A 20444-nucleotide genomic window follows, 5' to 3' on the forward strand; every position below is an offset into this window, starting at 1 on the left:
GTCCTTTTCATTGGCCAAGGCGTAGACCCGCCATCGGCCAAGTGCAAGATCACGCGCGGTCGTCTTTCGGCGATCCCATCACCACATAAGACGTGATCGTATTGATCTGCGGAAGCGTACCCAGAATATCGGTGTGGAACACCTTGTAGGCGGCCAGATCCGGCACCTCGACCCGCAGCAGGTATTCGACTGATCCGGTAATGTTGTGACACTCCCGCACCTCGGGCGCACGTATCAGCGCACGTTCAAACGCCTCTTGGCTGGCCTTGGTGTGGCTGTTCAGACCGACAGTGATATAGGCGACGAAACCGACGCCCATCTTTTCAGCAGATAGCGTTGCACGGTAACCCGTGATGGTGCCGTTCTTCTCAAGCGCGGCAACGCGGCGAAGGCAGGCAGAAGGCGACAGCCCCACCCGTTCGGCCAGCGCCAGATTGCTGAGCCGACCGTCGCGGCGCAATTCTTGCAATATACTTTCGTCGATTCTGTCCATTACCGATATTTATTGCAAATTTTTTTACCAAACCGCAATCAACGCAATTCAATGCCACAAAATCTAGGGCAATCATTGCGCCATGAACTACGATCTTCTTCCCGCCCTTTTCGCCTTTGCCCTTGTGACCGTGATCACACCGGGGCCGAACAACCTGATGCTGATGACGTCAGGCACCAACTTCGGCTTTCGCCGCACGATCCCGCACATGCTGGGTGTTGGCTTGGGCTTTCCGACGATGTGCTTTCTCGTCGGGCTGGGCGTGATGAAGCTGTTTGATCTTTGGCCCATGTCCTACACGGTTCTGACCGTCGTTTCGGTGCTTTATATGCTGTATCTGGCATGGAAGATCGCCAACGCCGCCCCGATGGGCGACGGCAAGACCGAAGGCAAACCCCTGACCTTCCTTCAGGCCGCGTCGTTCCAGTGGGTCAACCCCAAGGCATGGTCCATGGCGCTGTCTGCAATCACGCTTTACGCCAGCGGCCGCGATCTGATCTCGGTCCTGTGGGTGGCGGGGATGTATGTGCTGTGTTCCTGCATTTCGACCACCAGTTGGACGGTTCTGGGCACGGGTATCCGCCATCTTCTGGCCAATCCCATGCGGTTGCGCATTTTCAACTGGTCGATGGCAGCACTTCTGGTGCTTTCGCTGGTGCCTGTTCTGTTGAACCAATCCTGAACGGTTGCAAAGTAGGCGACGCAGGGTCATATAGCCGCAAGACCAAGATGGGGCCTATACATGCATTACCTCGACTTTGAAAAACCGCTGGCAGAAATTGAAGGCAAGGCTGAAGAGCTGCGCGCAATGGCCAAGGTCAATGAGGAAATGGATATCGAAGCCGAGGCAAAGGCGCTGGACGCCAAAGCCGACGGGCTTTTGAAAGACCTGTATTCCAAACTGACACCGTGGCGGAAATGTCAGGTGGCGCGCCACCCTGAACGCCCCCATTGTCAGGACTATATCGAAGCCCTGTTCACCGAATACACGCCGCTGGCAGGTGACCGGAACTTTGCCGACGATCTGGCCGTCATGGGTGGCTTGGCGCGATTTAACGACCGCCCCGTCGTGGTGATCGGCCATGAAAAGGGCAAAGACACCAATTCCCGCCTGAAGCACAACTTCGGCATGGCCCGCCCCGAAGGCTACCGCAAAGCGATCCGCCTGATGGACATGGCCGACCGTTTCCGCCTGCCGGTTGTGACGCTTGTCGACACCCCCGGCGCCTATCCGGGCAAAGGCGCGGAAGAGCGCGGCCAGTCCGAGGCCATCGCCCGCTGCACCGAAAAATGCCTGCAAATCGGCGTGCCCAGCGTGACGGTGATCACCGGTGAAGGCGGGTCCGGCGGTGCTGTCGCCTTTGCCACAGCGAACCGTGTCGCGATGCTGGAGCATTCCGTATATTCAGTGATCTCGCCCGAAGGCTGCGCCTCGATCCTGTGGAAGGATGCCGAGAAGATGCGCGAAGCCGCCGAGGCGCTGCGCCTGACCGCGCAGGACCTGCACAAGCTGGCCGTGATTGACCGCATCATCAAAGAACCGATGGGCGGCGCACATCGCGACAGCGAAAGCACGATTGCCGCTGTTGGCGCGACGATCGCCGCGATGTTGGGCGATCTGGAAAACAAAAAGCCGGCGGACCTGATCAAGCAACGCCGCAAGAAGTTTCTGGACATGGGCAGCCGCGGTCTGGCCGCCTAAGCGATCCGCGACCAATCAAAAAGCAAAAGGGCTGCACGATGTGCAGCCCTTTTTCGTATCGACGTCGCGGTAATTATTCGTCGCCGGCAACGCCACGATAGACCAGTTTCCCTGCGCCAACGGCACCTTTCGCGGCAAGCTTGGTCGCACCAGACGCAACATCAACGGTGTTGTCGATCACCTGGTTTGTCGAACAGGCCGACAGGCCCAGAACCAATGCGACAGCGATAGCTTTGCGTGCGGAAAATACAGTCATCAATTTCACTCCTTCACCCAACGTGGGTTTCTCTGGCGCGGCGCGTTTCGTTCCGCGCCTTGGCCGTTGAAAGATAGATAGGCGCTTTCATCACAACAGAAAAACGAATAAGAAATATGCTTAACCAGACTATTTCTTATGGATATGCGATATGGACATCCAGCTGATCCGAACCTTCCTTGAAGTTGCCGCAACAGGGTCTTTCGTGAACGCCAGCGACCGGCTGTATGTCACGCAGTCCGCCGTCAGTCTGCGTATCCAACGCCTTGAGGATTCGCTTGGCAAACAGCTTTTCATCAGATCCAAGGCCGGTGCCGAACTGACCTCAGCAGGCCGCGAATTCGAACGCTACGCCCTGTCGCTGATCAAGATCTGGGAAGAGGCCCGCCAGCAGATCGGCGTGCCCGAGGGCTACACCAAATCCCTGACCATCGGCGCGCAATATTCGCTGTGGCCCCGCCTGGGCTTCCGCTGGATCGACCAGATGCAGGCCACCATGCCAACCCTGAATATCCGTGCGGAACTTGGAATGCCCGACCGCATCACCCGCTTTCTTGTCGAAGGCGTGGTTCAGATCGGCCTGATGTATAACCCGCAATTGCGCCCCGGCCTGTCCGCCAGCAAGGTTCTGGAAGAAGAACTGGTTCTGGTCGCATCCTGGCCCGCCACGCTGGATGAAATCCCTGAAAACTATGTCTTCGTCGATTGGGGCCCCGAGTTCCTGCACGCCCACGCGCTGGAATTGCCCGATCTGACGAACCCCGGTTTGACCCTATCACTAGGCGCGATGGCGGCTGATTTCATCGTGAACCGTCGCGCAGCGGCCTATCTGCCTGCGCGGTACATCAAACGGTATCTGGACGAGGGCCGACTGCATCTGGTCCCCGATGCGCCGATGTTCCCCTATCCCATCTGGTCCGTCTGGCGCGACGATCTGGATTCGGAAATCCGGCAAACCGCAGAGCAGGCATTGGCCACCGTCCAATCCCAAATGGACGAACTTCAGAACGCTGTTCTGGCTGATTTGAACGACATCAGCAGCGGCGACAGCATCGAAGTGCTTGGGAAATCCGAGGAATCCACAATCAACAATTAAATCTCATATCATACCCAATTATTTTAAATTTTCCTCACGACAAAAGTTTTCCTACATCAGTCCCAGCAGAAATGCTCCCGGCCGATCCGGTCGGGGCAAGCTTTTGTTGGGAAAGGAAAACCAATGAAAAACAAAGCGACATTCACCACAAGCGCCATCGCGCTCATCGCCGCCATGTCGGCAACAGCCGCAAGCGCTCAAACACTGATCGGCCGCGACACAGTTGCGGAAGACCGCAACGAAGACCTGATCGAAGCCATCGAAGATGACGCCGAGCGCACACTGGACCGTTTCGGCAACGAAGGCCGCCCGCAAGGCTTCAACGGCTCGTTCGCCCTGCGCGGCATTGCCGAAAGCGGCAACAACGAAAGCATCAACGTCGGCATCGGCTCGGACATCAACTATGTCTGGGGTCAGAACGGTATCGAACTACAGCTGAACTACGCATACACCGATGACGATGACTCCGATCCGGAAGAAAGCCTGTACTACGGTCTGGAATACACACGCGATTTCACACCGGTCGCCTTCGGCTTTGCCAAAGTTCAGGGCTCAGTTGACAGCGCCACAGACGCACAGTTCGAAACAGACACATTCGTCAGCTTCGGTGCCGGTTACCGCATCTTCAACGAAGCCGACCGCCAGTGGTCTGTTCAGGCCGGCCCGGGCTACCGCTTTGCCGAACTGAACGACGTGACAAAAGGCGACGTCAGCGAAGGCGCGTTTGGTCTGTCCTCTGACTTTGCCCAGAAACTGACCGAAACTGTCGCGCTCACTGCGGACACAGACGTGATCTGGTCTGAATCGGACACCGTGGTCTTCAACGATCTGGCGATCAGCGTCGCTATGACAGACGCCCTGTCGCTGCGCACAAGCCTGCTGACCGAATACCACACCGAGCCCGGCACAGCAAAACACACCGACAACACCTTCGGCGTCTCGCTGGTCTACTCGTTCAACTAAAAACCCCACCCCTCATGATAGCCGGAGGCAGGAAAACTGCCCCCGGCACACTCCCGATCAGCTGTTTCATCTGTCCTGAAATACTCCGGGGTCCGGGGCAGAGCCCCGGTCAGGAACCCGTCACACCAGACGCGCACCACAAGGTCATTGCACCTGCTACGAAATTGCGGGATTTTGGACCTATCGCCGACATTCATTCGCGCGGCTGAAAGGACCCAGAATGACCGACACGCCGCCCCTGCCGGACTTCGACCTTTACGGTTTCACACCCTACAGACTGGCCGTCGCGGCAAAACACACCAGCGAACAACTTGCCCGCCAGTACCGCGACCGCTTCGGCATCTCGATACCCGAATGGCGCGTTCTCGTGCACCTTGCCCACTCAGGCAACACATCCGTGCGCGACATCGAAGCCCGCGTGGCAATGGAAAAATACGAAGTCAGCCGCGCCGCCAAACGCCTGCGGGAAGCGGGCTTGATCGAACGCAAAGAAAACCCCGAAGACCGCCGCCTGATCATCCTATCGCTCACTGCTGACGGTCAGAAAATGATGGCCGAACTGCTCCCCATGGCCAAAGCCCATCAGGCCGAACTGGAAAAACGTCTGGGGGATGCCTTCAAGCAGCTGGAAGCAGGGCTAGAGGCGCTTTTGAACGAAGCGAAATGAAGCGCTGCCTTATTTCGGTCAATCACCATTTTGGGCGCTAATTGACGGCACAGTGCGATGCAGCCAAAGTCATTTCTTAATTTACACTGAAAGTTCTCGATGCGCCTGATCCTTTGCCACAAAAACTTTAACTTTCCCAAAAGCGTTCAGATCCCCGACGAGACTTACACTTTTCTATGCTGGGAAGACTTTTCCGTTGGGCCACTCGGCGATTGGAGAGATCTGACCGAGTTCAGAAGATCAAGGGAAGCATTCTGGAGCAAATCAACTGGCTCTGTTCTGCCTGACGGCAGTGCAATGCCCCACTTCGTTTGGACGCAAATCCTTCCAAAATTCGATTTGTTCGAGATGCATAAGAACGGGCTTGATATCGACGATGCAGCTCTACCTCTTGAGTTTGACGATGCAGCGCCCGTCGCGAAGGAAATTGAAGTTTGGCGGGATCAATCCGTAAATGGCGTAATATTTCAATGGTACTTGAGCGCTCGCCTCCCAACGATGGGACTTGATCTGAGCAATGTTTCAATTTGTCTGTTCCCACAGGGTAATTCTGAAAAGTTCACGGAAAAGTTCTGGTCGGAAATGCTTTGCGACATGCCAAATCGCGACTATCCTGCCAGGGAATTAAGCTTGTCGGATTGGCAGAAAATGTTGCAGTGCTGGGAGGCTATTGCAAATTTACCTGATCCAATTGACGCATCCTTGCATAAGACCTCGGATAAACATGCGCTTCAGGTATTTGAGGTCATGAGAGGTCGTCAACCTGACGCTTTGACCGGATTGAATAACATACAAACCCGCATTTTGCGGGCCACATCGGTTGATTGGAAGAAAATGGCACGGTCGATAGGCGATGCCATGGTTGCGGGAGCCGAGGTCGACGATCACGTGCCGGTCAACACATTAGAGGCGACGTTAAACGAAATGGCAAAGATGCCCCACCCGCTGATCGAGAAAAGAGGTGTGGGTCCAATGCACAAATGTGATGTGCGTCTGACCGCTCAAGGGCAACGAAAACTAAGGCAGATAAGCGAAAATATCTGAACGGCAGTTAAGGCCCGAGACTGCTGATCAAAATCGGACCTTACTCCGAAAGAGGAGAGCGCTGGTTTCTATAAAAACAGGGAAGTTTGGTGGAGCCTAGGGGGATCGAACCCCTGACCTCTTGCATGCCATGCAAGCGCTCTCCCAGCTGAGCTAAGGCCCCATCATGTCAGTGCGTCGCACTGTGCGGCGTCACTTACGAAAAGCCACGGGCAGGATCAAGCGTAAATCGCCTGCCCGTGACGAAAATCTTTAGTCTTCGTTGTCGTCCGCAACGTCGGCGATTTCGTCCAGCGAGACGTTATCGTCATCATCGTCGTCCAGTACATCCTCGTCATCGAGGTCCAGATCGACATCATCTTCCAGTACATCAACGTCTTCTTCGTTGTTGATGTCGGCTTTCATCTTCGCGCCATCGGCGGCGTCGGCTGCAATCATGCTGCGCTTGCCGGTGTCGATTTCCACGACTTCACCGGTATAGGGGCTGACGATTGGGTTGCGGTTCAGGTCGTAGAACCGTTTACCTGTCGTTGGGCAGACGCGCTTAACGCCCCATTCTTCCTTGGGCATGGGAAGTCCCTTTCAATCCTGTAAGTCTTGAGACAATCAGGGCCACCTGCCATAAGGTGGCAGCCGTGTCAAAGGCTTTGACAGCATCACGGGCCCTGTGCCTGTTTCGGAGACCGATATGGGCCTGATTGCGCTTGAGGGCAACCCACCAATTCCCGTTATTTTGCGGCGTTCGGCGCGGGCCAAGCGAATCTCGTTGCGGCTGTCTTCGCTGGACGGGCGCGTGACGCTGACCCTGCCCCGTTTTGTCCCCGAAGCCGAGGGAATCGCCTTTTTGCGGGCGAAAGAGGACTGGCTGCGCGGGCATCTGGCGAAACAGGTGTCGCAGGTTGCCATTTCCGCCGGTTCCGTGCTGCCTGTCGAAGGGCGCGACTTAACACTGCACCCTGCGCAGGGCCGTAGGATTGCGGTGGAAGACGACAGGCTTTTGATTCCCGGTGAACCGGATCGCATGGCCACACGCGCGCGCACCTTTCTGAAGACACTGGCGCGCGAGCGGCTTGTCACCGCATCGGACCATTACGCGGACCTTCTGGGCAAGCCCTATAGCCGCATCACGCTGCGCGATACGCGGTCGCGGTGGGGGTCGTGCAGCAGCACGGGCGGGCTGTCTTATTCGTGGCGACTGATCCTCGCTCCGCCTGATGTCCTGCGGTATGTGGCCGCGCATGAGGTGGCGCATCTTGCTGAAATGAACCACTCGGATAGGTTCTGGCGCGTGGTAGAAGAGCTGTACGGTCCATGGAAGGCACAACGTAACTGGTTGCGCCAGAACGGCCCGCGTTTGCACGGCTACCGTTTTGCCGATTGACCTTGTTCTTATTTGTGATCACAAAATAGCCGATGCTGCCACCTGTGTCCGATCCTATCCGCCAACCGGCCCGTCAATCCGATGCTGCAACGTCGGCGCATGACCGCGTGTATCGCGGCCTGCGGTCGCGCATCATGTTCGGACAGATGGCACCGGGTGAATCTTTGACCCTGCGCGGCATTGGTCGTGATTTCCACTGTTCCATGACGCCTGCGCGCGAAGCGGTCCATCGGCTGGTGGCCGAGGGCGCATTGCAGATGTCGTCATCTGGCCGCGTCGCCACACCCGAACTTTCGGGCGAGCGGATCGAAGAACTGGCATCCTTGCGCGCGCTTCTGGAAGTGGAACTGGCCAGTCGCGCCCTGCCCCGCGCGCACATGGCGCTGATCGAACGTTTGCAAAGCATCAACAACGCGATCACCGAAGTCGTGTCGAACCGCGATGCGATGGGCTATATCCGCGCCAATCTGGAATTCCACCGCACGCTATACCTGCGTGCGCAGGCGCCTGCGATGTTGGCGATGACGGAAACGGTCTGGCTTCAGCTGGGGCCGACGATGCGCGCGCTCTATTCGCGCCTGCGCCGGTCCGAGGCCCCCTATCAGCACCGCCTGATCATCGCTGCGCTGAAAGCGGGCGATGAACCGGGCCTACGTTTGGCGGTACGCTCGGATGTGACCAACGGACTTAAGATGCTCGCTGATCCCTAGGCTGGCACCTGATCTGGCCAGGTCCACATCAAACAATCATCATCGACATATACAGAAATCTGGAACCTTTCCGGGTTTTCTGCGTTATCGTCTGATCACACATCCGGTCGCCTTGCCTGCGAAACCGGAACAAACGCAAGGGGCGACGGCCCCGACAACCAGAGGCACACTAATGATCCGCAGCCGCATGCGCGCATTGCACCCCGTTCGCTTTTTCCTGATTTCCGCTTTTGTCACTATCTTCTCGGTGCTTGCTGGGTTGGCACAGGCACAAGGCCTGTCGCTTGGCACGGATACATCTTCTTCCACGACTGAAAGCAGTTCCGACAGCAGCTCTGAAAACGGAGCGCTTCAAAGCCTGCTGGACGTGTTGCAAGACGATGCCGCGCGCGCTGAGCTGATCGAGAAACTGGAAACCGTGGTTAATGACGGCGCACAGGCAGCAGACGACGCTGCAGACACTGTCGCGGATGCCGCAGAGAACCAGGAATCCATCGGCACCCGAATCGCCCAGTTCACCCAAGGCACGGCCGAGACAATCGCCGCCCGTGTGACGTCCCTTTACGCAACGCTGACCGGATCTTCCGGTGTGCTGCGCGGCTTGACGCGCGTTGATACCGATGTGCTGTGGCAAGCAGTCCAATCGCTGTTTCTGGTCATCATCATCACGGTCGCCGTCTTTATGGTGCTGCGCCGCCTGATGATGCCCTTCTTCCGGTCGATGGGCGAACGCGCCGAACACCGGAACATTCTGCACCGCGCCTTCCTGTTTCTCGGGTCGATCTTTATCGATGCGATGATTGTCGTTGTGGCGTGGGGCATCGGCTATGCCATCACCCTTTTGGCTTTGGGCGAAACCGCGCAAATCGGGTTCCGCCAGACATTGTATCTGAACGCCTTCCTGATCGTTGAGTTGATCAAGGTGGCGATCCGTTCGGTGATCTCGCCGTCCGCAGGCGGCTTGCGCCCTGTGAACCTGTCGAATGTCGCGGCCAAGCGGATCAACCTGCACAGCAATATCGTGGTCTCTATTCTGGGCTATGGCCAGTTGCTGGTGATCCCGATCATCAACCGCAACGTTGGCTACACAGCCGGTCTTGCTGTGTCAGCGCTTCTTTCGTTGATCGTTCTGTTCTACGTCGTTTTCCTTGTCATCTATCACCGCGACACAGTGGCCAACTGGATCGCGCGCCGGATGCTGACCGAAACGTACGAAGAAGAAACCGACGAAGCACCGAAGCAGTCCGAAAAATACCGCCTGCGCGGCGTGTTCGGCACGCTTGTCCGCAGCTGGCACTGGTTCGCCCTGATCTATCTGGCCGTGATGTTCACCGTCATCGTGTCCAGCCCGTCCGACGTGGTGGTCAGCTATCTTGCTGCCAGCGGTAAGGTCCTTCTGGCCGTGCTGGTCGGTTCGATGATTGTCAGCGTGATCGGTCAGGCAATGCTGCGTGGCATCAGCCTGCCGGACGATCTGAAAAGCATGCTGCCAACGCTGGAGCCGCGCCTGAATTCGATCGTTCCGAAAATCCTGCTGGGCCTGCGCATCATCGTCACGATTGCGGTTGTGGCCTACGCGCTGAACATTATGGGCCTGACGTTTATCGGGTCGTGGCTGTCGTCAGCATCGGGTTTGCAGTTCTCTGGCGCAGTGGTGTCGGTAGGTATGATCCTGCTGGTCGCCGCGGCCATCTGGCTCGCGTTCAACTCGTGGCTGGAATACAAACTGAACCCCGATTACGGCCGCGCACCGACTGTGCGTGAAAAGACGCTTCTGTCGCTGCTGAAAAACGCGTTCTCGATCGCGCTGTTTGTTCTGACCGCGATGTTCTGTTTGTCCGAAATCGGCCTGAACATCGGACCCTTGATCGCCTCTGCCGGTGTTCTGGGTCTGGCCATCGGTTTCGGTGCGCAAAAGCTGGTTCAGGACATTATTACAGGTGTCTTCATCCAGTTCGAAAACGCCATGAACGTTGGTGACGTTGTAACCGTCGGCGGCACCACCGGCACGGTCGAGAAGTTGACCGTCCGCTCTGTCAGCCTGCGCGACGTACAGGGTGCGTTTCACATCATCCCGTTCTCGTCGGTCGACATGGTGACCAACTTCATGCGAGAGTTCTCGTACTTTGTCTGCGACATGGGCGTGGCCTACCGCGAGAACGTCAGCGACGTGAAAAAGGCGATGTTCGATGCCTTCGAGGAACTGAAGTCGGACCAGGAAATCGCCAACGTCCTGCTGGGCGATCTGGAATGGTTTGGCCTGAACAGCTTTGGCGACAGCGCCATCGTTCTGCGCGCACGGATCAAAACGATCCCTGGCTCTCAGTGGTCCACGGGCCGTGCCTACAACGAAATCCTGAAGCGTATCTTCGACGAACAGGGCATCGAGATTCCGTACCCGTACCAGACAATAGTGTTTGGCGAGACGAAAGAAGGCGAAACCCAGCCAATCCGCCTGTCGCCCCCGTCCGAGGACAAGGACGAAGGCGCCAAAGTGGATCGCAAGGAGCAGCTCGATGCACCCTTGGCGGAAGATGCCGGAGATACAAACGGCGACAATCCGGACGGCGGCGTCGACCGCTAACGGATCCCTTTAACAAAGAGGAACGCGAGGTTTTCACCTCGCGTTCTTTTTTATCTCGTCCTTCGCCTCCGGCTACGTCCTCGGGCTGGCGCTGACCCCGATGGTATTTTCTGTCCGGAAATACCTCGGGGGAATCGGCCGCAGGCCAAGGTGGCAGAGCCCCCTAGCCCTTATCAGCCGTCAACGCGGATCGTTGCGTTTTTCGGATCGTACGGGCTGTCCTCGGTCACTTCGGCATCCCAAAGTTCTTTGAACAACCGCACCTTCAGCTTGGTGCCCGGCTCTGCCAGTTCCGGTTTGACATAGCCCATACCGATGGACTTGCCGAAGGCCGCAGACCAGCCACCGGATGTCAGACGACCCACACGTGTTCCGTCCTCTGTGTACAGCGCCTCGCGGCCCCATGGATCCGCGTCCTCGGGTCCATCAATCAGAAGCGTCACACATTTGGAGCGGATGCCGGTTTTGACCATCGCGTCCTTGCCGTAGAAATCCTTGTCCAGATCGACAAAGCGGTCCAGTCCGGCCTCAAGCGGGGTCGCATCGCGGCCCAATTCGGTGCCGAAGGCGCGGTAGGATTTTTCCTGACGCAGCCAATTCTGCGCGCGGGCACCGACCAGTTTCAGGCCATGCTTTTCGCCCTCTTTCAGCAGCAGGTCCCACAGATAGTTCTGCATTTCGATGGGGTGATGCAGTTCCCAGCCAAGCTCACCGGTGTAGGCCACACGGATCGCGTTGACGGGGCACATACCCAATTCGATCTGACGGTAGGACAGCCACGGGAAGCGTTTGTTGGACAGGGCTGTTTCCGGATCAGCATCCTTGATCAGCCCTTTCAGCAGATCACGCGCTTTCGGGCCTGCCAGTGCGAAGACACCGTATTGCGATGTCACGTCCTGAAGGTTGATACGACCGAACTCGGGCTCTTTGTCTTCAATCGCCTTTTTCAGATAATCCTGATCGTAGGCGTGCCATGCACCTGCCGAGACGAGGTAATAGTCGTCCTCGCCTTCGCGCACGATGGTGTATTCGGTGCGCGTGGTGCCCGCGCTGGTCAAAGCGTAGGTCAGGTTGATGCGGCCAACCTTGGGCAGCTTGTTGGTGGTGAACCAGTCAAGGAACGCCGTCGCACCCGGACCGCTGAGGCGGTGCTTGGTGAAGGCTGTTGCGTCGATCAGGCCTACGCCTTCGCGGATCGCCTTGGCCTCGTCTGCCGCGTACTGCCACCAGCCGCCACGGCGGAACGAACGTGCGTCGTGGTCAAAGTTGTCGTCTGCATCCAGCGGACCGTAGTAGTTGGGACGTTCCCAACCGTTGACCACGCCGAACTGGGCGCCTTTTGCTTTCTGACGATCATAGGCCGGACCTGTGCGCAGCGGGCGGCACGCGGGGCGTTCTTCGTCAGGGTGGTGCAGGATGTAGACGTGTTCATATGCCTCTTCGTTCTTACGAGCAGCATATTCGGTCGTCATCCAGGACCCGTAGCGTTTCGGATCAAGCGATGCCATGTCGATCTCGGCTTCGCCTTCGACCATCAGCTGGGCAAGGTAGTGACCTGCGCCGCCAGCAGCCGTGATACCGAACGAGAAGCCTTCGGCCAGCCACATGTTGCGCAGACCCGGTGCCGGACCGATCAGCGGGTTGCCATCGGGAGTATAGCAGATCGGGCCGTTGAAATCGTCCTTCAGGCCAACCGTTTCCGACGATGGAATACGGTGGATCATCGACATGTATTCTTCTTCGATCCGGTCCAGATCGAGCGGGAACAGATCGGCGCGGAAGCTGTCGGGGACGCCGTATTCAAAGCACGCCGGTGCATTCAGTTCGTAGGGGCCAAGGATCCAGCCGCCGCGTTCTTCACGCACGTACCATTTCGCGTCGGCATCGCGCAGAACGGGGTGCTGTTCGTTGCCCGCTTCGCGGTAAGCGAGCAGCGCAGGATCGGGTTCCGTCACGATGAACTGGTGTTCGACCGGAATCGCGGGAATCTTGATGCCAAGCATTTTGGCCGTGCGTTGTGCGTGGTTGCCTGTGGCCGTGACCACATGTTCGGCGCTGATGACGGTTTGTTCGTCGGACGGCACAAGGTTGCCGCCCTTTTCGACCATCTTGGTAACTGTCACGTCCCAGTGGTCACCTTTCCATTCATAGCCATCAACCTGCCACTTACGTTCGATGGTCACACCACGCTGGCGCGCGCCCTTGGCCATCGCCATGGTGACGTCGGCAGGGTTAATATAGCCATCGGTCGGGTGATAGATCGCGCCTTTCAGGTCTTCTGTGTTGACCAGCGGCCACCGTTCTTTGATTTGATCGGGCGTCATCCATTCGTACGGAACACCAACGGTTTCTGCCGTTGTTGCATAGACCATGTATTCGTCCATGCGTTCGTCTGTCTGCGCCATACGCAGGTTACCAACGACAAAGAAGCCCGCGTTCAGGCCGGTTTCTTCCTCAAGCGTCTTGTAGAACTTGATCGAGTAATCGTGGATGTGGGTCGTCGCGTAGGACATGTTGAAATAGGGCAAAAGGCCCGCAGCATGCCACGTCGAGCCTGACGTCAGCTCGTCGCGTTCCAGCAACATTACATCAGACCAGCCCGCTCGGGCCAAATGATATGCGATGGACGTGCCGACCGCACCGCCCCCGACAACAAGCGCTTTGACGTTGGTTTTCATACCCGAACTCCTACTATGTTGCGGAGACCTTATCGTGGCCGCCCAAGGCAAAGTCGCGTTCCCACGACAGAACACAAAGAAAATGCGACATGAGGCGAAAAACGACACCTTGAGGACCCGTTGGTGCCGCTCAGATTCGTTCAGGCCTGCCAACTACAGGGGCATGGGCGACCTGTTTTGCCCAATTGCGGCAGATTCACGCTGATCGGCCTGCCTTCGGGCCTTTTATCGGCGCATCGGCATCCCTATAAGAACCAAAACCCGCATCGGCAGAGTCGCGGGTTACTGGCCTTTTGGGGATACGTGAATACGATGTTTGGACTGGAAAAACTTCTGGGTGCCTTTGCGGCAGACATGGCCATCGACTTGGGCACAGCAAACACGCTGGTTTATGTCAAAGGCCGCGGTGTTATCCTGTCTGAACCGTCCGTTGTCGCCTATCACGTCAAGGACGGTGTGAAAAAGGTTCTGGCTGTTGGTGAAGACGCCAAACTGATGCTGGGCCGGACACCCGGATCGATCGAAGCGATTCGCCCTATGCGCGAAGGCGTGATTGCCGACTTCGACGTTGCGGAAGAGATGATCAAACACTTCATCCGCAAGGTTCATAAGCGCTCGACATTCTCCAAGCCCAAGATCATCGTCTGTGTGCCCCATGGCGCAACGCCGGTTGAAAAGCGTGCGATCCGTCAGTCGGTTCTGTCCGCTGGTGCCCGCAAGGCCGGTCTGATTGCCGAACCGATTGCTGCGGCGATTGGTGCGGGCATGCCGATCACCGACCCGACGGGCAACATGGTCGTCGACATCGGCGGCGGTACAACAGAGGTTGCGGTTCTGTCGCTGGGCGACATCGTTTACGCCCGTTCTGTCCGCGTCGGTGGTGACCGCATGGACGAAGCGATCATTTCCTACCTGCGTCGCCAGCAGAACCTGCTGGTCGGTGAATCCACCGCAGAACGCATCAAGACATCTATCGGCACCGCGCGCATGCCCGACGATGGCCGTGGCTCGTCCATGCAAATCCGTGGTCGCGATCTGCTAAACGGTGTTCCGAAAGAAACCGAGATTTCGCAGGCCCAAGTGGCCGAGGCGCTGTCCGAACCGGTTCAGGCCATTTGCGAAGCGGTCATGACCGCGCTGGAAGCAACCCCGCCGGATCTGGCGGCAGACATCGTAGACCGTGGTGTGATGCTGACAGGCGGCGGTGCGCTGCTGGGCGATCTGGACCTTGCGCTGCGCGAACAAACCGGTCTGGCGGTGTCCATCGCGGACGAAAGCCTGAACTGTGTGGCCTTGGGCACCGGCAAAGCGCTGGAATACGAAAAACAACTGCGCCACGCGATCGACTACGACAGCTAACGCGGCAACCATCAGAGGGGCGCTGTATTGGCAAGGGACCGCAATTCAGAAGATTACACAGGACCGCTCAAGCGGCTTTTGCTGGCGCTGTTCGTCCTGTTTCTGATCGCGCTGTTTCTGTTCTGGCGCATCGATTCCCCGCGCGTGGAACGGTTTCGCGCGCAGATTGTCGATGCTGTCGTTCCCAATATGGACTGGGCTATGGCGCCTGTGACGGCGGTGGTGAAAATCGCCCGTGATTTCCGCAGCTACCAACAGATTTACGATCAAAATCAGGAACTTCGCCGCGAACTGCGCCAAATGACGGCGTGGAAAGAGGCCGCTGTTCAGCTGGAACAGGAAAACGCCCGCCTGCGCGATCTGAACAACGTGCGGCTTGATCCGCGGCTGACCTATATCACCGGCGTCGTGATTGCGGACTCCGGCTCGCCGTTCCGTCAGAGTGTGCTGATCAACGTCGGCTCCCGCGACGGCATCGTCGATGGCTGGGCGGCGATGGACGGCATCGGCCTTGTCGGGCGCATTTCGGGTGTGGGCGCGAACACAAGCCGCGTGATCCTTTTGACCGATGCGACCAGCCGCATCCCAGCGATCATCCAGCCCTCGGGCCAGCGCGCCATCGTGACCGGCGACAACAGCTCGGCCCCGCCCATCGACTTTCTGGAAAACCCCGATCTTGTGCGCCCCGGCGACCGGATCGTGACGTCCGGCGATGGCGAGGTCTTCCCCCCCGGCCTGCTGATCGGTCAGGTCGCAAAGGACCCCGGCGGTCGTCTGCGTGCACGTCTTGCGGCAGATTATGAACGGCTCGAATTCCTGCGCATCCTGCGGGACCACGGCGCACGGCGCGTGCGCGAACCATCGGCCCTGATCCTGCCCGAAGGCGACATTAGCGCCCCCATCGAGCCTACCGACCCTGCCGAGGGTGACGGACAATGATCGACACAGCGACATTGCGTCTGTGGTGGATGCGGTTTCTCTATGTCGCGATTTGCCTGATGGTCATGTTCTTTGACCTGCTGCCATTGAATTCGCAACCTGACCGCATCTCGGGGCCCGATCTGATCACGGCCGTGACCTTTGCGTGGGCCATCCGCAGGCCAGAGTATGTACCGGGTCTTTTGGTGGGTTTTGTCGCCTTGCTGGCAGACTTTGTTTTGCAACGCCCCCCCGGCCTTTGGGCCGCGCTGTTGGTGGTCATGACCGAAAGCCTGAAACGTCAGGATCGCAGCCAGCGCGAACCCCTGTTTTCGGTCGAGTGGCTAACTATTGCCGTCAGCGTAATCGTGATGTTGGTCATCTACCAAATTGTCCGTCTGGTGTTTATTATCGAACCAGCGGGATGGACACTGATCACCACTCAGGCAGTAATGACAATCGCCGTTTATCCCGTTGTCGTGCTTCTGTCCCACTTCCTGTTCGGGGTCAGACGCGGGAACCCGAGAGATTCAGATAAACTGTCACACGCCCGATGAGACGAACGCCAAAGGATACAGCGGCCAGCTTCCGCAAGATTTCCCGCAGGGGCATGATCCTTGGCGGGCTACAGGTGGGCTTTGCCGGTTTGCTTGCGCTGCGTATGCGGCATTTGCAGGTGGATCAGGCGGATGAGTTCCGTCTGCTGGCCGAAGAGAACCGCATCAACCTGCGCCTTTTGCCCCCGTCACGTGGGCAAATCTTTGACCGTAATGGCCGCGTAATTGCTGCAAACGAACCATCCTACCGGATCACATTGGTTCAGGAAGATGCCGGAGACGTCGACGCCGTTATCGCGCGCCTGTCGATGCTGGTTGAACTGGACGAAGACGAATTGAACCGTGCTTTGACCGAAATGAAGCGGTCCGCGCCGTTTCTACCGGTCACCATTGCGGATCGCGTAGGCTGGGACGCGATCAGCCGCGTTGCCGTCAACGCGCCCGCCCTGCCCGGCGTCACGCCCGAGGTCGGTCTAAGCCGGATTTATCCCAACTCGGAAATCTATGCGCATATTGCGGGCTATGTGGGCCCCGTGTCCGAACGCGACCTGAACCGCTACGAAGACCCTGATCCCGTATTGCGCATTCCGCGCTTCCAGATCGGCAAGGTCGGCGTCGAGGCCAAATACGAAGACATGCTGCGTGGCCGTGCGGGCGCCAAGCGGGTCGAGGTCAATGCCGTTGGCCGCGTTATGCGCGAACTGGATCGACGCGAGGGCGAAGCAGGCTCTGACCTTCAGCTGACCATCGACACGGATTTGCAGGACTACGTGCAGGCCCGTTTGGGCGAAGAAAGTGCATCGGTCGTTGTGATGGATGTGGAAACCGGCGACGTGCTGGCCTGTGCATCGGCACCGACGTATGACCCGAACAAATTCGTGCGCGGTATCTCGGTCGCGGATTACGCGGTCTACCGCGACAACGAAAAACGCCCGCTTGCGTCGAAAACCGTGCAGGATGCCTATCCGCCCGGGTCCACCTTTAAAATGATCACCGCGCTTGCGGCATTGGAAGCAGGGGTCATCACCCCGTCCGAGACTGTTTATTGCCCGGGTCACCTTGAGGTTGGCGGACGCAAGTTCCACTGCTGGAAGCGTGCAGGCCACGGGCACATGAACCTTGAACAGTCGCTGCGCGAAAGCTGTGACGTCTATTATTACGATCTGGCGCTGAAGGTCGGCATCGAAAAGATCGCCGACATGGCCCGTCGTTTGGGACTGGGCGAAACCTTTGATTTCCCGATGTCAGCGGTGACCAGCGGGCTTGTTCCCGACAAAGCGTGGAAACTGCGTGAACGGGACAGCGAATGGGTGATCGGCGACACAGTCAACGCGTCTATCGGTCAGGGCTTTGTTCTGTCGTCACCGTTGCAGCAGGCCGTCATGACAGCGCGCATCGCCACAGGTCGCGCGGTCGAGCCACGGCTGATTAAATCGGTGGACAGCGTTGAATTGCCGTCCAAGGGCGGCGCGTCGCTCGGGATCAACGAAAACGATCTGAAACAGGTGCGCAAAGCCATGTATGCCGTATCGAACAACCGGCGCGGCACGGCCTATAAATCGCGGATCATCGATGACGCTGTCCGCATGGCGGGGAAAACCGGTACATCGCAGGTGCGTAACATTACCGCCGCCGAACGGGCGCGCGGCGTGACGCGCAACGAAGACCTGCCATGGGAACGGCGCGACCATGCGTTGTTTGTGGATTTCGCGCCCTACGACAAACCCAAGATCGCGGTTGCTGTCGTGGTCGAACACGGCGGCGGCGGATCGACCGCTGCGGCACCGATTGCCCGTGACGTGACCTTGCAGGCGCTGTTCAAAGGCACCCCCCCGCTTGAGGCCTACCCGCAAGGCGACCGCAGCCGGATCAAGGCCCAGCAGGAACGTCTGGAACGCGAACGCCGCGCACGGCAAGAAAGCAATCCGGGCCGCGCATGAGCTATTTAGAGTATTCCGTCAAAACCACCCCAAGCGGTTGGCGCAAGGTTCTTTACCTGAACTGGCCGATTGTCATCCTGCTGACAGCCATCGCCTGCGTCGGATTCCTGATGCTTTATTCTGTTGCCGGCGGGTCGTTTTCACCTTGGGCCGAGCCGCAGATGAAACGCTATCTGCTTGGCCTCGCGGTGATGTTTATCGTCGCGCTGGTGCCGATCTGGTTCTGGCGCAACATGGCTGTGGTCGCCTATCTGGTGTCCCTGGCCCTGTTGCTGGCGGTGGAATTCTTCGGAACCGTCGGTATGGGCGCCCAGCGCTGGATCGACATCGGCTTTATGCGCCTACAGCCATCGGAATTGATGAAGATCGCCTTGGTGATGGTGCTGGCCGCCTACTACGACTGGCTGCCGATCAAGAAGACGTCCCATCCTTTCTGGGTCCTGTTGCCCGTTTTGATCATCCTGTTGCCAACCGGCATGGTTCTGACCCAACCCGACCTCGGGACAGCGCTTTTGCTGATGATTTCGGGCGGGTTGATGATGTTTTTGGCTGGTGTCCATTGGGCCTACTTCGGCGGCGTCATCGCGGCGGGGATCGGCACGGTCGCCGCTGTTTTCGAAAGCCGCGGGACCGATTGGCAATTACTGAAAGACTATCAGTACAAACGGATCGATACCTTTCTAGACCCGTCACAGGACCCGCTTGGCGCGGGCTATCACATCACGCAAGCCAAGATTGCGATGGGGTCCGGTGGCTGGACGGGGCGCGGGTTTATGCAAGGCACACAGTCGCGCCTGAACTTCCTTCCGGAAAAGCATACCGACTTTATCTTCAACACGCTGGCCGAGGAATTCGGCTTTATCGGCGGGTTTTCCTTGTTGGTTCTGTACGTGTTGATCCTTGTGTTCTGTGTCATCTCGGCCCTTCAGAACAAGGACCGGTTTTCGTCCTTGCTGATCCTTGGCGTTGGCCTGACCCTGTTCCTGTTCTTTGCGGTGAACATGTCGATGGTTATGGGCCTTGCGCCGGTTGTGGGTGTGCCCTTGCCGCTGGTCAGCTACGGTGGCTCGGCCATGCTTGTTCTGATGCTGGCCTTTGGCCTTGTTCAAAGCGCCCATATCCACCGTCCGAGGTAATCCATGACACTGACGATCCAGTTCGCCGCAAATTCCGCCCAATGGGAGGAATACGAACCACTTTTGCGTGACGCACTGGATGATCGGGGGCTCGACTACACGCTGGCCACCGACGTTTCGCCGGAGCAGGTGGACTACATCGTGTATTCGCCGGATTCAAAGGTGAAGGACTTTACCCCGTTCACGCGACTGAAGGCTGTTCTGAACCTATGGGCGGGCGTTGAAAAGGTTGTCGGAAACCAGACGTTGACCGTTCCCCTGTGCCGGATGGTCGATGACGCGGGCCTGACCCAAGGCATGGTCGAATGGGTCACGGGCCATGTCCTGCGCCACCATCTGGGGATGGATGCGCATATTCAGAACCCCGATCATAAGTGGACGCCCAAGCCCCCGCCACTAGCGCGCGAACGGAAGGTTGCGATGCTTGGGCTGGGCGAGTTGGGACAGGCCTGCGCGGCGCAACTGGTGGCGCTTGGGTTCGACCTGCACGGTTGGAGCCGTACCGAGAAATCGGTCAACGGCGTCACCTGCCACCATGGCAATGACGGGCTGACAGATGCCCTGACCGATGCTCAGATCATCGTGTTGTTGCTGCCGGACACGCCCGCCACTACCAATGTGATCAATTCGAACACGCTGAACATGGCCGCCAAGGGCGCGTTCCTGATCAACCCCGGTCGCGGCCCGCTGATCGATGACGATGCGCTGATCGCGGCCTTGGATAGTGGCCAGATTGCCCACGCCACGCTGGATGTGTTCCGCATAGAGCCATTGCCGCAGGATCATCCGTTCTGGGCACATCCGCAGGTGACGATCACACCGCATATCGCGTCGGCGACACGTCCCAAAACAGCCGCACAAGTGGTGGCCATGAACATTCATCGCAACGAAACGGGCGAGGCTCTGCTCCATGTGGTGGACCGCACCGCCGGTTACTGATAGCAGCGCGCCAAGCTAATG

Annotated in this window: 19 protein-coding genes and 1 tRNA gene; 15 read left to right on the top strand and 5 right to left on the bottom strand. The window is 58.1% G+C overall.

Annotated features, from left to right (window positions below; translation table 11 throughout):
* Nucleotides 1-49: 49 nt before the first annotated feature.
* Entirely contained in the window at nt 50-493 is a 444-nt protein-coding gene (locus tag AC4FIA_RS00825) for an Lrp/AsnC family transcriptional regulator (protein ID WP_490364338.1), read from the bottom strand.
* Nucleotides 494-575: 82 nt separating this feature from the next.
* Here AC4FIA_RS00825 and AC4FIA_RS00830 point away from each other — a divergent pair, with 82 nt between their 5' ends.
* On the top strand, nt 576-1175 hold the full coding sequence (locus AC4FIA_RS00830; protein ID WP_490364339.1) for a LysE family translocator: 600 nt from the start codon (nt 576-578) through the stop codon (nt 1173-1175).
* A gap of 60 nt (nt 1176-1235) precedes the next feature.
* On the top strand, nt 1236-2195 hold the full coding sequence (locus tag AC4FIA_RS00835) for an acetyl-CoA carboxylase carboxyltransferase subunit alpha (RefSeq protein ID WP_490364340.1): 960 nt from the start codon (nt 1236-1238) through the stop codon (nt 2193-2195).
* A gap of 73 nt (nt 2196-2268) precedes the next feature.
* Here the strand turns inward: AC4FIA_RS00835 and AC4FIA_RS00840 are convergent, their stop codons facing one another.
* Nucleotides 2269-2451 carry a hypothetical protein gene (locus AC4FIA_RS00840; RefSeq protein WP_488049526.1) on the bottom strand — a complete coding sequence of 61 codons (183 nt, stop codon included), beginning with the start codon at nt 2449-2451 and terminating at the stop codon, nt 2269-2271.
* Between the two features lie 151 nt (nt 2452-2602).
* Between AC4FIA_RS00840 and AC4FIA_RS00845 the strand changes: the two genes are divergently transcribed.
* The 4 genes from AC4FIA_RS00845 (at nt 2603) to AC4FIA_RS00860 (ending at nt 6221) form a co-directional block, all read left to right on the top strand.
* Entirely contained in the window at nt 2603-3547 is a 945-nt protein-coding gene (locus AC4FIA_RS00845) for a LysR family transcriptional regulator (RefSeq protein ID WP_490364341.1), read from the top strand.
* A 123-nt stretch (nt 3548-3670) separates the two neighbouring features.
* Nucleotides 3671-4510: a DUF481 domain-containing protein gene (locus AC4FIA_RS00850; protein WP_490364342.1), complete on the top strand. Its 840-nt coding sequence runs from the start codon at nt 3671-3673 to the stop codon at nt 4508-4510.
* Between the two features lie 220 nt (nt 4511-4730).
* Nucleotides 4731-5177: a MarR family winged helix-turn-helix transcriptional regulator gene (locus tag AC4FIA_RS00855; protein WP_490364343.1), complete on the top strand. Its 447-nt coding sequence runs from the start codon at nt 4731-4733 to the stop codon at nt 5175-5177.
* A 99-nt stretch (nt 5178-5276) separates the two neighbouring features.
* On the top strand, nt 5277-6221 hold the full coding sequence (locus AC4FIA_RS00860; RefSeq protein ID WP_490364344.1) for a hypothetical protein: 945 nt from the start codon (nt 5277-5279) through the stop codon (nt 6219-6221).
* A gap of 87 nt (nt 6222-6308) precedes the next feature.
* Here AC4FIA_RS00860 and AC4FIA_RS00865 read toward each other — a convergent pair.
* Both AC4FIA_RS00865 and AC4FIA_RS00870 read right to left on the bottom strand, forming a co-directional pair.
* Nucleotides 6309-6384: transfer RNA gene (locus tag AC4FIA_RS00865), tRNA-Ala, on the bottom strand.
* Nucleotides 6385-6473: 89 nt separating this feature from the next.
* Nucleotides 6474-6791 (bottom strand): TIGR02300 family protein, encoded by a 318-nt coding sequence (locus AC4FIA_RS00870; protein WP_490364345.1) that lies wholly within the window; start codon nt 6789-6791, stop codon nt 6474-6476.
* 118 nt (nt 6792-6909) lie between these two features.
* On the opposite strand from AC4FIA_RS00870, the gene AC4FIA_RS00875 reads away from it, so the two are divergent.
* From AC4FIA_RS00875 to AC4FIA_RS00885, 3 genes are all read left to right on the top strand, one after another.
* A complete protein-coding gene (locus AC4FIA_RS00875) occupies nt 6910-7602 on the top strand; it encodes a M48 family metallopeptidase (protein ID WP_490364346.1) in 693 nt (230 codons plus the stop codon).
* A gap of 32 nt (nt 7603-7634) precedes the next feature.
* The gene (locus tag AC4FIA_RS00880; RefSeq protein WP_103909181.1) at nt 7635-8312 is read left to right on the top strand and encodes a GntR family transcriptional regulator; all 678 of its coding nucleotides are present in this window, start codon (nt 7635-7637) and stop codon (nt 8310-8312) included.
* A gap of 172 nt (nt 8313-8484) precedes the next feature.
* On the top strand, nt 8485-10896 hold the full coding sequence (locus tag AC4FIA_RS00885) for a mechanosensitive ion channel domain-containing protein (RefSeq protein WP_490364347.1): 2412 nt from the start codon (nt 8485-8487) through the stop codon (nt 10894-10896).
* Nucleotides 10897-11069: 173 nt separating this feature from the next.
* Here the strand turns inward: AC4FIA_RS00885 and AC4FIA_RS00890 are convergent, their stop codons facing one another.
* Entirely contained in the window at nt 11070-13574 is a 2505-nt protein-coding gene (locus AC4FIA_RS00890; RefSeq protein WP_103909182.1) for a GcvT family protein, read from the bottom strand.
* A 312-nt stretch (nt 13575-13886) separates the two neighbouring features.
* Here AC4FIA_RS00890 and AC4FIA_RS00895 point away from each other — a divergent pair, with 312 nt between their 5' ends.
* The 6 genes from AC4FIA_RS00895 to AC4FIA_RS00920 are packed head-to-tail and all read left to right on the top strand — an operon-like array spanning nt 13887 to nt 20423.
* On the top strand, nt 13887-14933 hold the full coding sequence (locus tag AC4FIA_RS00895; protein ID WP_103909183.1) for a rod shape-determining protein: 1047 nt from the start codon (nt 13887-13889) through the stop codon (nt 14931-14933).
* A gap of 27 nt (nt 14934-14960) precedes the next feature.
* Nucleotides 14961-15872 (top strand): rod shape-determining protein MreC, encoded by a 912-nt coding sequence (mreC, locus tag AC4FIA_RS00900; protein ID WP_103909184.1) that lies wholly within the window; start codon nt 14961-14963, stop codon nt 15870-15872.
* Nucleotides 15869-16408, top strand: a complete 540-nt coding sequence (locus tag AC4FIA_RS00905) for a rod shape-determining protein MreD (RefSeq protein WP_287475451.1) — start codon at nt 15869-15871, stop codon at nt 16406-16408. Before mreC ends, AC4FIA_RS00905 begins: the two co-directional genes overlap by 4 nt.
* Nucleotides 16405-18348, top strand: a complete 1944-nt coding sequence (gene mrdA, locus AC4FIA_RS00910; protein ID WP_490364348.1) for a penicillin-binding protein 2 — start codon at nt 16405-16407, stop codon at nt 18346-18348. Before AC4FIA_RS00905 ends, mrdA begins: the two co-directional genes overlap by 4 nt.
* Nucleotides 18345-19484: a rod shape-determining protein RodA gene (gene rodA / locus AC4FIA_RS00915; protein ID WP_103909187.1), complete on the top strand. Its 1140-nt coding sequence runs from the start codon at nt 18345-18347 to the stop codon at nt 19482-19484. Before mrdA ends, rodA begins: the two co-directional genes overlap by 4 nt.
* 3 nt (nt 19485-19487) lie before the next feature.
* The gene (locus AC4FIA_RS00920; RefSeq protein WP_490364349.1) at nt 19488-20423 is read left to right on the top strand and encodes a 2-hydroxyacid dehydrogenase; all 936 of its coding nucleotides are present in this window, start codon (nt 19488-19490) and stop codon (nt 20421-20423) included.
* Nucleotides 20424-20444: the final 21 nt, after the last annotated feature.

It is taken from the genome of Thalassococcus sp. (assembly GCF_982780845.1).